The following is a 12,467-nucleotide window of genomic DNA, read 5'->3' on the forward strand; positions in this document are numbered from 1 at the left end:
ACCATGTATAATAGATGGTCAATCAACTTGAAAAGGAGTACATACATAATGAGAGATGATCTGCGCCGGATAGGCATTATCGATATTGGTTCTAACTCCATACGTCTTGTAATCTATGATACTACGCCGGAGGGAGGCTATAAGATCATCAAGGAGTGTAAGTACTCTGCACGTCTTAGTGAGAAGATTACGAAGGAAGGTCGACTGGAGCAGAAGGATATGGAGACGATCATTCCAGTCTTGCGCCAGTTTAAGGAGATCTGCAATGCTTTTGATGTCGAGACCATTCGTGCGGGCGCTACAGCGGCAATCAGAAATGCTGCTAACTCCAGTGAAATTATTGCCTTTTTGTCAGAAGCTTCAACCATACCAATTGAGGTTATCAGTGGTCATCAGGAAGCTTACTTTGGCTTCTTAGGTGTCATAAATGCATTTAATGTTGAAGATGGTTATGTCATCGATATTGGTGGCGGGAGTACTGAAATCACACTTTTTCGCGGGCGGCGTTATCAACATAGTATTTCCTTTCCGTTCGGAGCGGTGAATACCAATCTTATGTTTGGTCAAGGCGGGAACTGGAATGGAGAGCAGATTCAGAAGCTCGAGACCTATGTTCTGGGGAGATTGGTAGAGCATGATTGGCTTAACTCAACAGCAGGTCTTCCACTGTTTGGTCTGGGAGGTACGGTTCGTTCTCTAGGTAAGCTGGATCAAAAGACTAGAGCATACTCATTACCTAACTCTCACGGTTACACCATGGCCAGTGAGACGATTGAGCATTTTATGAACATATTACCTTCAATGCCTTATGATAAGCGTAAAGACTTAGACGGGTTGTCTAAGAGTCGAGCAGATATCATCGTATCCGGGTTGATTATTTTCCATACGGTATATCAGTATATTGGGGCTAGCCAGGCTGTAATCAGCGGGGAGGGGCTCAGGGAAGGTATGCTACATGATCTACTGAAGCCGGAGCAACCGGTGCGGGACAGTGCGCTTGAATACAGTTTAAATACGATTATTCGGTTTGATATTCGTACTTCTAAACGGTATTTAGATCATATTAACAAGCTTGCTCTAAGTCTGTTTGACGCGTTCAAGGATGAGGAGAATAAAGCTGAACATGAGATGTTAATTTATGTATCCATCATGCTACATCGAACAGGGTCTAACATTAACTATTATCAATCTAAACGACACACCCTGTATTGGCTGATGAATTCACCGATTCGCGGATTGACACACCGCCAGCTTATCCTGTGCGCGATGATTGCCTCGTATAGCACAAAAAGCCGGAAGCAGAAATTGTCCCAGATGTATAAGGACATTTTACTGCCTTCCGACGAAGAGTGGATTCATAAGCTCGGATCGCTTGTACAGCTAAGCATTGCACTAGACAGCACAGAGATCGGGATTGTAAGCGGCCTGAAAGCTAATCTCCACGGCAATACTCTTAATCTGGATCTTGAGGGCACTTCAGCGCTTCTGATTGGTCTAGAGGACATTGAGAACGCCTTGAAAGCATTTAAGAATGCTTGGGCGGTGAAGGTTAAACTCGATTTTCCTTCCAACGTGTAACATCCATTGCTGCGAACTGGCTCCGGAAAGGGGCCTTTTTGTCGTCTGGTTGCTCGTAATACCCATTAGGCTGTAAGAAGCTGGCCTTCACATTATCTTTAAGGGATAGTTCAAGGATCTTAACGATTTGTTTACGAATATTGCTGTCTCTTACCGGACACATGAGCTCGATCCGTCGGGTTAGGTTTCTAGTCATCCAGTCTGCACTGGATAAATACACCTCAGGCTTCCCGCCATTTTCAAAATAGTAAATTCTTGAATGCTCCAGAAAACGGTCAACAATACTGCGAACCGTAATGTTTTCGCTCAAGCCTTCAATCCCCGGACGAAGACAACAAACCCCCCGGACGATTAAATCGATAGATACACCGGCCTGTGCGGCACCATATAAATCGTCGATGACTTGTTGATTAGAGAGTGAGTTCATTTTGGCAATGATACGTGCAGGTCTTCCAGCTGCAGCATGCTCCGCTTCACGCTTCATCAGCTTTTGTAAGGAAAGGCTCATGTCCGTTGGAGCTACAATGAAGGAATTCCAGTCAAAATCAGCGGAATAGCCAGTCATTTGATTAAACAACTCGGAAGCATCAAGTCCGATATCGCTTTGAGCAGTAAATAGACTTAGATCCGTGTAGACTTTGGCGGTACTGTCATTGTAATTTCCTGTGCCTACATGCACGTAACGACGTAATTCATGGCCCTCCTGACGGACAATCAAGGTGACTTTGGCATGTGTTTTGAGTCCAACAAGACCATAAACGACATGGCATCCGGATTTTTCAAGTTGGCGAGCCCAAGCGATGTTACGTTCCTCATCAAATCTGGCTTTTAACTCAACAACCACTGTTACCTGTTTTCCGGATTCAGCAGCATTAGCGAGTGCAGTGATCAGAGGAGAGTTTCCGCTCACACGGTATAAAGTCATCTTAATGGCCATCACTTGTTCGTCCTCTGAGGCTTGAATGATAAAGTCCGTCATCGCATCAAAGGATTCGTAAGGGTGGTAGACCAGAACATCTCGCTCACGTAATACCTCGAAGAAATCCTCGTTCTCTTCAAATTCAGCAGGGTAGACGGGTTCAATGCTTGGATAGTTTAAGTAACTAAAGCCCTTAATGCTGCCGGCGAAATTACGAAGGAAACTTAGATCTAGCGGACCTTCAATTTCGAATACGAAATCTTCAAGTTCAAACTCAGCTTGCAGCTGTTCCAAGGCATATGGATGAATTCCTTTTTGTACTTCAAGTCTTGCTGGAACACCGCGGCGACGCTTGCGCAGCTCCTTTTCAATCTCTTCTAGAAGATCCTCGGCCCCTTCTTCGTCGATCGTGAGATCAGAGTTGCGGGTCAAACGAAATTCACTAACGGCAACGGGCTCATAACCACTAAATAAAGTTTGTATGTGATGACGGATGACATCCTCTATAAATACGAACTGCCGTTTCTTACTGTTAGACCGGTGTGGTAGCGGGATACATCTTGGCAGATTAGATGGAATTTGCAGAATAGCAAAAAAAGGCTCTTCTTCAAGGCCATTCTTACGAGTAAGAACTACTGCTAAATAGATAAATTGGCTATGAACGAGTGGAAACGGTCGACTCTGATCTACAGCCATTGGCGTAAGTACAGGATAAATGATATCCCGGTAATATTGTTCTATGGACTGTTCCTGTGCATGAGTGAGATCCTCATAATCCACAAAAACGATACCTTCTTTATGCAAACTCCGTGAAATATCACGGAAAATCCGGTATTGGTCGGCAACAATTTTGGTAACTCGCTTGATGAGACGTTTGTATAGCCCGGAAGGGGTATAGCCAGTGAAATCTTTTTTAGTATAGCCTGCCCGGATTTGATCTTGAATTCCTGCCACTCGAACGCTTATGAATTCATCAAGGTTGCTTGAGACGATAGCCAGAAATCTAGCCCGTTCCATTAGCGGATTATCAGGGTCTTGAGCTTCTTTCAGCACCCGTCGGTTAAATTCGATCCAGCTCAAATCTCTATTGAGGTAAGCAGTGGCTGGGCTGCTTTGGTTGTTTTTATTTTCTTCTGTATTCATGGGACCTCCAAATATGATTCGTTGTCTATATCTATTCTATTTATCATATTCTATCATTCTACTATTGGATAAAGCATGAAATGTTAACGCTATGTAAAATATTCGGGAATTTTATATGATAATTTCAAAAAAAGGAGCATGTATCTTTTAAAGAAGTTTACATAATGAAAAATATGTTAACCACAATCCGAAAAAATGACAATATTGAAACTTGATTTTTCACAATGGTAACAATTACATAAGCACAGGTTACAAAATTGTGATATATTAAGTCCTGTCAGTTTTACAAAAGACTGCAACACATCATGAAATCACACACGGGATGTACATAAGTACTTAAAATGTACACGAGCGTATACGGAAGTGATACCGTTCACGCCCATCTAATGAGGAGGCAATTATGAAGAACAGATTTAGAACAATTAAAACCTTTGCTGCAATTATGGGAATCAGTGCATTACTGCATGCCGTTCCAGCTCATGCAGACAGCGTTCATATCGCTAAGGATGGCAACACTTTTTATACTTTGTCCAAGCAATATAATGTAGGTGTGAATGAATTAATGAAAGCAAACCCAAACGTTGCAGCACTTAACATTTACGAAGGTCTTGAAATTACTATCCCTAGTAAGATGCAGGCTGAGTCCGTAACTACAACTGACAAATCACCAGTGATTACACCAAGTCTGAATGTAAACTCAGAGTCCAAAACAGTTGAAGCATGGGGTAAGTCCTTTAATTATGACAAATCGATTCAAGTCAAAGCTTCAGCTTATTCTTCTGCAAGCAGTGAGAACGGCGGATGGGGTGCAGTAGATTATTTCGGAAATCCTCTCAAGCTTGGAACTATTGCTGTTGATCCAAATGTGATTCCTCTCGGTACCAAAGTATTGGTGACAGGCCATTCACATGATGGATTGCCTAAAGATGCATTCTTAGCAACGGCAACGGATGTGGGCGGTGCTATAAAAGGCAATCGTATCGATATCTTTATCCCTGGTAGCCAAAGCTTTGTATCATCATTCGGTTATCAATATGTACAATTATACATTGTTAAATAGATAGATAAAAATAGAGAGAATACCTATGAGATATGAAAAGTTCTAAAATAAGGTTACACAGGAAACGGAGGGAGTCCTTAGCGGCTGCCTCCGTTTTTTTGCGTATTATTAAATATATATTTTTGGGTAATTTATTTACTTTTGGACACTTGTAGTAATTGAGGAACGGTAACGAATGTATAACCCCGCTTGCGCATAATAGTGATTACTTCAGGTAAAGCCTGAATTGTTCCCTGTAGATGACTACCTGGACCGCCTCCACCGTGCTGAAGAATAATCGCTCCTCTTCCAATATGGGCTAGAATATTATTCCTGACTTGGTTTTTGGAAAGTCCTTTCCAGTCCAATGAGTCCACATTCCAATTCACGAGCGTGTAGCCATGGCTTTTTGCCCATTTAAGCTGCTGTTCACTGATATCCCCATAGGGAGGGCGAATTAGTCGTGGTTTATATCCGGCCAAGGTTTGTATAATATCCTCGGTCTTTATGATTTGTGATCGGAAATCATTCATCGCTAGCTTCACAAACTGAGGGTGGTTATACGAGTGATTTCCAATCGCATGTCCTTCTCTAATCATTCTTTTCACCAAAGCTGGATGTTTTTTTGCTCGGCTTCCCACCACAAAGAAGGTTGCTTTGACATTATATTTTTTCAGGATGTTAAGCAATTGGGGGGTAAATCTTGGATCAGGAACATCATCAAAAGTAAGTGCTATGACTTTATTCCGAGGTCCACTAGTCTTAAAAGTCTCTGGGTATTTGTGTAACAGCTGACTTAATGTCAGACCTTTAGTGTTTTTATTGCTGTTAAGCGTCGAACTATTTGTAGCAGCGCTACCTGCTGAAATTGCCGAATCTTCGTCTGAAGCGGGTACACTTTGTGTTTGTTCTTGCGGAGTCTTCTGACTCTGTACAGGCGCTGACGCAACCTCTGAAGAATAGGTTGGGAATAGCATAGTTATGATTGTTCCTAATATTACAAGCAGTTTCTGACCTCTCCTTTGAAAATACATCCCCATCTGCCTCCTTTACTATCTGATCACCGTCATATTCTTAATTGTTATCTCCATAGATGGGTAGATTTATGCTGATAACAATACAGTATTGGTTAAGATTTCTTGAAGGAACCAATGCGTGTATACTAATAGAACGGGGAATTCCCGAGTCAATTATAGATTACGGAAGGATGGAGACATGAATGTCTGATTTGTTTGCACCGTATGAATTGAAGGGGTTATCGCTGAAGAATCGTATTGTCATGCCACCTATGTGCCAGTATTCGGTGGATAAAGAGGATGGCATCCCTAATGATTGGCATTATGTTCATTATGTAAGCCGTGCTATAGGCGGTACAGGATTTATTATCATGGAAATGACTGGCGTACATCCAGATGGTAGAATCACTAATCGAGATACAGGAATCTGGAGTGATTCGCAAATTGAAGCTTATCGTAGAATCACGGATGGTGTACATGCGTATGGATCAAAAATCGCTGTTCAATTAGGACATGCTGGACGAAAAGCTGTGGATGCAGAGCCGCCAGTGGCTCCATCAGCAATTCCTTTTGATGCTAATTTCAAAACGCCACGGGCTCTTTCTAAAAAAGGAATTTCAGAATTAATTGAGGCCTTCCGTGAAGGGGCACGCAGAGCTATAGAGGCAGGATTTGATACGGTTGAAATTCATGGTGCACATGGTTATTTAATTCACCAGTTTCATTCTCCATTGACTAATACAAGAGATGATGAATATGGACAAGATCCTGCGTTGTTCGGAGAACATGTAGTTAAAGCAGTCCGAGAAGTGGTTCCTGTAGACATGCCATTGATTATGAGAATATCTGCGAAGGAATATGTAGAGGGTGGATATGATGCTGCATACGCTCTGGATATTTGCCGACGGTATAAGAATGCTGGAGTGGATCTGTTCCATGTTTCTTCTGGAGGAGAAGGTCCTATAGGTTCAAATGGAGGGCCGGGTGCAGGCCCTGCTTATCAAGTGGATCTGGCAGAGTTTATCCGTAGTGAATTACAGGTGCCTGTAATTGCAGTGGGGCGGCTTGAATCCTTTACTGAGGCACAGTCCATCGTCGCGGAAGAACGGGCAGAGCTGATAGCCGTTGGCCGTGGGATGTTGAGCGATCCCTATTGGGCTTTACATGCGGAAGAGGCGCTTGGAAGCGTACGTAATGTACCCAAACCTTATGAACGCGGGATCTGGAAAAAGGGATAGCGCGCTTTGAATGTGAAGTTTGTCACAGATTTTATACTCCTTCTAAGGCAATCTTAATAAAGATAAAATTTGAAGGAGCTTGATAACGTGGGGATGGTTTTAAGTAACGATCGGCTAACTGACGGAGTGTACCACCTTAAAGTTGAAACGAATAGCGGCGGTGAAATGGGTCAATTCTACATGTTACGGGCATGGGATGCTTATCCGATCCTTTCCAGACCGTTAAGTATACATGAAGTAAAAGAAGATAGTGTCGAATTTTTATATCACGTAGTGGGGGAAGGCACTGAGATATTTTCACGGTTGATTCCTGGTGACTCAGTGGAGCTTGAAGGGCCTTTTGGCACGGGATTCCCGCAGGTCGAAGGCAAGGTTGCACTTATTGGTGGTGGAATTGGAATAGCGCCTCTATATTATTGTGCGAAGCAGCTGCCTAGTTGTGATATCTTTCTAGGTTTTAGTCGGGAAGCTTACCGGACAGAAGCTTTTCGTCCATTAGCAGCCGAGCTTACAGTAGATGTAGGCGGATTTATTTTGGATCGTGTGGATTTTAGTCAATATGATCATGTTTTCGTTTGCGGCCCACATCCTATGCTTAAAGCTGCACAGCTTAAAGGCGTAGCGGCCGAAGAGGCGGGTAGCAATACAAAAGTTTATCTCTCTCTAGAGAATCGAATGGCTTGCGGCATTGGTGCCTGTCTTGTTTGTAGTGTTTCTTGTCGTGATGGTCAGCGAAAAGCCTGTGCAGACGGACCCGTGTTCCTTTCTGAGGAGGTGATTTTCCATGACTAAGATGAGTACAACAATTGCAGGCGTTCATTTTAAGAATCCGATTGTAATGGCTTCAGGAACATTCGGCTTTGGTCGTGAATATGGAAAGCTGTATGATGTATCTTTGCTAGGTGGAATCTCAGGGAAAGGGCTCACCCTCCATCCAAAAGCAGGTAACCCTGGCACTCGAGTTTATGAGACAGCCTCTGGCATGCTGAATAGTGTAGGATTGGAGAATCCCGGTGTAGCTGCGTTCTTGGAAAAAGAATGCCCTTATTGGGAAACACTCGATACAGCCCGTTTGGTGAACCTTGGGGGCGGGACGCTTGAAGATTACGTACTTGGAGCAGAAATGATCCAGCGTGATGCAGATCTTCGATCAAGCGCAGGTAAACCAGCTGTTGATATGATTGAGTTGAATATTTCCTGTCCAAATGTAAAAGAGGGCGGAATTGCATTTGGAATTAAGACTTCAGAAGCGCAAAAAGTAGTACAAGCTGTTAGACGTGCCACTAGGCTACCACTTGCGGTTAAGCTGTCTCCAGGTGCTGAGAATATCGTTGAGATGGCGCAAATGTGTGAGGCAGAGGGAGCAGATGCTGTCTCGCTGATCAACACCATTTCCGGGATGAAAATTGATGTGCGACGGAGAAGTAGTGTATTTAATAACTTGTATGCCGGACTGTCCGGACCAGCGATTAAGCCAGTTGCTTTGCGCATGGTGCATCAAGTTGCACAGAACATATCTATTCCTGTGATCGGAATGGGAGGCATCACCACAGCAACGGATATTATTGAATTTATTATGGCAGGTGCTTCGGTAATCCAAGTGGGAACCTACAATTTTATGAATTTAAGAGCAGGTAGTCAGCTAGTTGAAGAGCTTGAGCAATTCATGGTTCAAGAGAATATTCAATCCTTGGATGAAATACGTGGCATTATATAAAGTGGAGTAGTGAGGAGATACTATTGACTTCTAACAAGATTAACCCCGAGGATATTGAGCTGACGGCGACGCCTGTCGGACGTGATCTTTTACTCGTAATTAGTGGGGGCATACGTCATATTGGAGCGGCAAGTACTGCGTATTTAAATGGAGAGCGGGTAGAAGTGCAGACCTCTGCTGTTCCTCATCATAAAGAGCATACGATAAGCGAAGATATAGCCATTAGGGTAGCTGAGGCTTTAAACAGGACGGTCACAGTGGTTATGGGCATTCATTATGAAGATCTCACGAAAGAAGGTATTAAAGAGGTCGTTGAGATCGTAAATAATAAAGTAATTCAATATTTAGCGCAACAAATGTGAAACGGGATTGGCAATTCTGCGTAAAAGATATCAAGTGAGTATTTAAATTATCTTTTGGAGGAATGAAACCATGTCTATATTTAAAAGATTGCGCGATTTAACAATGTCTAACGTGAATGCGATTATCGACAAAGCAGAAGACCCGATTAAGATGACCGATCAGTACATTCGTGATATGACCGAAGATTTGGAAGATGCAGAAAAAGCGGTAGCGGCTCAAATCGCTATTGAGAAGAAGTTCAAGCAGCTGTATGAAGAGCAGGAAGCGCTTGTTAACAAACGTACACAACAGGCACATGCTGCAGCTCAAGCTGGTAATGTTGATCTGGCTCGCCGTGCACTGGAAGAGAAGAAGGCTGCTGAGGCTAAACTGATAGAATACAAAGCAAGCTTCGATCAGAACAAAGCATCTGCGGATAATCTTCGTGGGAAGCTTGACGAAATGCGTAAGCAACTTACTCAAATGAAGAACAAACGCGAAACCTTGGTTGCTCGTTATAATGCTGCCAAAGCTCAAACTGAAATTAATAAAGCTATGAGTGGTTTCAGCTCTGATTCCGCATCTGCCGGCCTGAAACGTATGGAAGAAAAAATGATGCAAGCAGAAGCTCAAGCAGAAGCTAGCAACGAGATGAGCTCGGGCAACAAATCACTTGATGATGAGTTCGAGAAATTGAATAAAGATCAAGCAGTGGAAGATGAATTGGCTGCTCTGATGAAACAATACGAGAAGCAATAACATTTGATCTTAGCCGTTTCACGGCTGATGTTCACAGGCGAAGGGGAGACAGGAATATCGTTTCCTCTTCGCTTTATCTATGCTTATGACAGGCATGCAAAATGAATAAGCGGGGGCTATAGAATGGATTTCCATATCCTGGTGTCCATGGTCGTGTGGACAGTGAGCGGCGCGGTGTTGCTGTTTGTGCTGATGTTCGTAGATTCACTTTTCACTCGATACAATGATTTAGAAGAGTTAAAGGCTGGAAATATGGCAGTGACTACACGTTTTGTGATGAAGCTATTGGCACAGGCTTTCATTTTATCGTCATCGATAGCTGCTTCTAACAGTCTGCCAGATGCTTTGCTGGTCTCGATTGTATCTTTTTTTCTTTTGCTTATATTGGAAAGAACGGTCCGTCTCCTCCTAGCTAAATGGGGGAATCTGGATCTGGATCATGGTACACAGCTTGGCAAAATCGGGTACGGCTTATTATCAGGCTCACTGCAAATTACGGGAGCTTTAATTATTTCTGCATTTATGTAGGGGGAACGATCAAGTTGAGTATATGGAAACGTATTGGTAATCTTTTCTCCAAACCAGCGGCACAGGAAGTTCAGAAAAGTATGCTTAATTTGTCTCCCGGAGACATCTGTGAAGTATCGCTCGTTACCTACGAGGTAACCGGCAGGACCCATAATCGTGGACGAAATGCGGTAGTACTGACCTTAAGAGATGGTAGTCAAATTGCCTATTTGCATATTGAGGAGCGGGAACAGCTGCAATATGGTTTATATAAACCTATTGATGGGCGCTTAGATAATCCTGCTGAGGTTCCAACAACACTTGAACTGGACGATTATACATTTTTTCTGGAGGAAGAGTATGAAGGATATGTTGCTGCCCTAGGTCAAACCCCTTTTATGAATGGTGGAGAGCAGCATGTATGGCAATATCAATCAGATGATTCTCGACTTCTGCGTGTGGAGTGGCAACATGGACGATTCATGCTGTATGAAGGGGAGAAAGTAATTCCTGGAGATGTGAAGGTAATTAGAGCATCCTAGAAATGATTTGTAGGAGATGTGATCTTGTGATCGCATCTTTTTTTTGCAACTTCTTAGCTGAAATCGGTAAGGGATTTTGCCGTTTCTGCTATTCGTTTTACATCAGGATGACTCATGTTAAAATAGTACCTATTGTATGTACTACAAAAACGGACGATTTAGAGCGGAGGTATGGTATGACGGATCAAAAATTTCAGCGCAGAGCGCTTCAAGTAAAAGAGGCACAAGCTAAAATAATCAAATTTGCTAATCCACTAGAGCCACAGGAGGTCTTTTTGAATGAGTGTTGTGGTCGTTATTTAGCTGAGGAAGTGATTGCTCCACATCCCTTTCCCGCGTTTAACCGTTCAAGCATGGATGGATATGCGATTATCGCAGCGGATACCAATCACTGTGTAAATGGACAAGTTGTATGGTTAGAAATGGTGGACAATATTCCATGTGGCGCTGTGGCCTCGGTAGATATAACTTCGGGAACAGCAGCAAGGATAATGACTGGAGCACAAGTGCCGTCAGGGGCAGATACTGTAGTTAAGCTAGAAGTAACGGAGACACGTGAGGAGGAAGGAAAGACTTACGTAGGTATTCGAAAGAAGCAGGAAGCGAAGTCTAATATCACACCGATGGGGCTGGAGTTAAGCTCTGGTGAGCTAGTGCTGCCAGCGGGGCGGTTAATCTCTGCAGGGGATATAGCTGTTCTGGCGGCGTTTGGCATACATACAGTGAAAGTCTATCGCCGGCCTAAGGTAGCTATCTTTGCGACAGGCACAGAACTGCTAGAGGTACATGAACCACTACAGCCTGGCAAAATTCGAAACAGCAACTCACCAATGCTCGAAGCTTTAGTCAAAGAGGCAGGTGGGGAGCCTGTGATGCTGGGATCTATTGTGGATGATCTGGAGCTGGCTCGAAGTAAAGTACAGATGGCGCTGGAAACCTATGATTTTGTAATCACTACGGGTGGAGTATCGGTAGGAGATTATGATATTATGGGCGATTTGGTTCGTGAACAGAGTGGAGATATGTTATTTAATAAAGTGACGATGCGTCCGGGGAGTGTAACTACTGCTGCTGTTAGAGGTGGTAAGCTGCTGTTAGCCCTATCAGGTAATCCAGGTGCTTGTTTCGTTGGGTTTCAATTGTTCGCACGTCCGGTTATTAGATTAATGCAGAGCGCGTCACAGCCTTTTTTACCAGAATGGAGCGCCACACTCGGCACAGATTATAACAGAGTGAACAACTTTACCCGATTTGTTCGAGCGCGATTAGAAATCCGTGATGGCAGCCTTTATGCCATTCCAGCAGCGATAGATGAATCTTCCGTGATGGTCACGATCAAGGATAGCGATTGCCTGATTGTTGTTCCACCAGAGGAACGAGGCTTATCTGCGGGTGCTAAAGTGACTATTATTAAGCTTCCGGGAGAAATACGGGGATAGGATAAAGGTAAAATGCTTTTTGACATTAACAATAGGACGGAAATAGCTAATTATATAATATGCCAACGATATTATTTACAACATTTCAATATATGAAAAATTCACAATAGAAAAGCCAATAATTCAACATAATGCTAATCTGATCAGTCTTTCTAAATCATGTAAAAAGAGAGCCGGCCACACCTTTTCCACAAAAATCGGATAGGGTATGGCCGGCTTTTCGCAAAA

12 protein-coding genes are annotated in these 12,467 nt (G+C 43.2%); 10 read left to right on the forward strand and 2 right to left on the reverse strand.

Annotated elements, in window-relative coordinates; genetic code table 11:
- The first annotated feature begins 48 nt into the window (after nt 1-48).
- Nucleotides 49-1,578, forward strand: a complete 1,530-nt coding sequence (locus ACWNM1_RS13025; RefSeq protein WP_449601242.1) for a Ppx/GppA phosphatase family protein — start codon at nt 49-51, stop codon at nt 1,576-1,578.
- Here the strand turns inward: ACWNM1_RS13025 and ppk1 are convergent.
- On the reverse strand, nt 1,550-3,640 hold the full coding sequence (ppk1, locus tag ACWNM1_RS13030; protein WP_449601243.1) for a polyphosphate kinase 1: 2,091 nt from the start codon (nt 3,638-3,640) through the stop codon (nt 1,550-1,552). The two genes, ACWNM1_RS13025 and ppk1, sit on opposite strands and share 29 nt — an antisense overlap.
- Nucleotides 3,641-4,040: 400 nt before the next feature.
- Between ppk1 and ACWNM1_RS13035 the strand changes: the two genes are divergently transcribed.
- Entirely contained in the window at nt 4,041-4,700 is a 660-nt protein-coding gene (locus tag ACWNM1_RS13035) for a 3D domain-containing protein (RefSeq protein ID WP_449601244.1), read from the forward strand.
- A gap of 131 nt (nt 4,701-4,831) precedes the next feature.
- On the opposite strand, the gene ACWNM1_RS13040 is transcribed toward ACWNM1_RS13035, so the two are convergent.
- A complete protein-coding gene (locus ACWNM1_RS13040) occupies nt 4,832-5,713 on the reverse strand; it encodes a polysaccharide deacetylase family protein (RefSeq protein WP_449601245.1) in 882 nt (293 codons plus the stop codon).
- A gap of 185 nt (nt 5,714-5,898) precedes the next feature.
- On the opposite strand from ACWNM1_RS13040, the gene ACWNM1_RS13045 reads away from it, so the two are divergent.
- From ACWNM1_RS13045 to ACWNM1_RS13080, 8 genes are all read left to right on the forward strand, one after another.
- Complete coding sequence (locus ACWNM1_RS13045) at nt 5,899-6,933, forward strand: NADH:flavin oxidoreductase/NADH oxidase (RefSeq protein WP_449601246.1); 1,035 nt, start codon at nt 5,899-5,901, stop codon at nt 6,931-6,933.
- A gap of 87 nt (nt 6,934-7,020) precedes the next feature.
- Nucleotides 7,021-7,725 (forward strand): dihydroorotate dehydrogenase electron transfer subunit, encoded by a 705-nt coding sequence (locus ACWNM1_RS13050; protein ID WP_449601247.1) that lies wholly within the window; start codon nt 7,021-7,023, stop codon nt 7,723-7,725.
- Complete coding sequence (locus ACWNM1_RS13055; RefSeq protein WP_427472302.1) at nt 7,718-8,650, forward strand: dihydroorotate dehydrogenase; 933 nt, start codon at nt 7,718-7,720, stop codon at nt 8,648-8,650. Before ACWNM1_RS13050 ends, ACWNM1_RS13055 begins: the two co-directional genes overlap by 8 nt.
- Nucleotides 8,651-8,673: 23 nt before the next feature.
- Nucleotides 8,674-9,012 carry a prenylated flavin chaperone LpdD gene (gene lpdD / locus ACWNM1_RS13060; protein WP_449601248.1) on the forward strand — a complete coding sequence of 113 codons (339 nt, stop codon included), beginning with the start codon at nt 8,674-8,676 and terminating at the stop codon, nt 9,010-9,012.
- A gap of 70 nt (nt 9,013-9,082) precedes the next feature.
- Nucleotides 9,083-9,751, forward strand: a complete 669-nt coding sequence (locus ACWNM1_RS13065) for a PspA/IM30 family protein (protein WP_449601249.1) — start codon at nt 9,083-9,085, stop codon at nt 9,749-9,751.
- Nucleotides 9,752-9,874: 123 nt separating this feature from the next.
- On the forward strand, nt 9,875-10,279 hold the full coding sequence (locus ACWNM1_RS13070; protein WP_042128236.1) for a DUF350 domain-containing protein: 405 nt from the start codon (nt 9,875-9,877) through the stop codon (nt 10,277-10,279).
- Nucleotides 10,280-10,293: 14 nt separating this feature from the next.
- Nucleotides 10,294-10,800, forward strand: a complete 507-nt coding sequence (locus tag ACWNM1_RS13075; protein ID WP_042188751.1) for a DUF4178 domain-containing protein — start codon at nt 10,294-10,296, stop codon at nt 10,798-10,800.
- Nucleotides 10,801-10,976: 176 nt separating this feature from the next.
- A complete protein-coding gene (locus tag ACWNM1_RS13080) occupies nt 10,977-12,239 on the forward strand; it encodes a molybdopterin molybdotransferase MoeA (protein ID WP_449601250.1) in 1,263 nt (420 codons plus the stop codon).
- Nucleotides 12,240-12,467 lie beyond the last annotated feature (228 nt).

This window comes from Paenibacillus sp. Marseille-Q9583 (assembly GCF_976954365.1).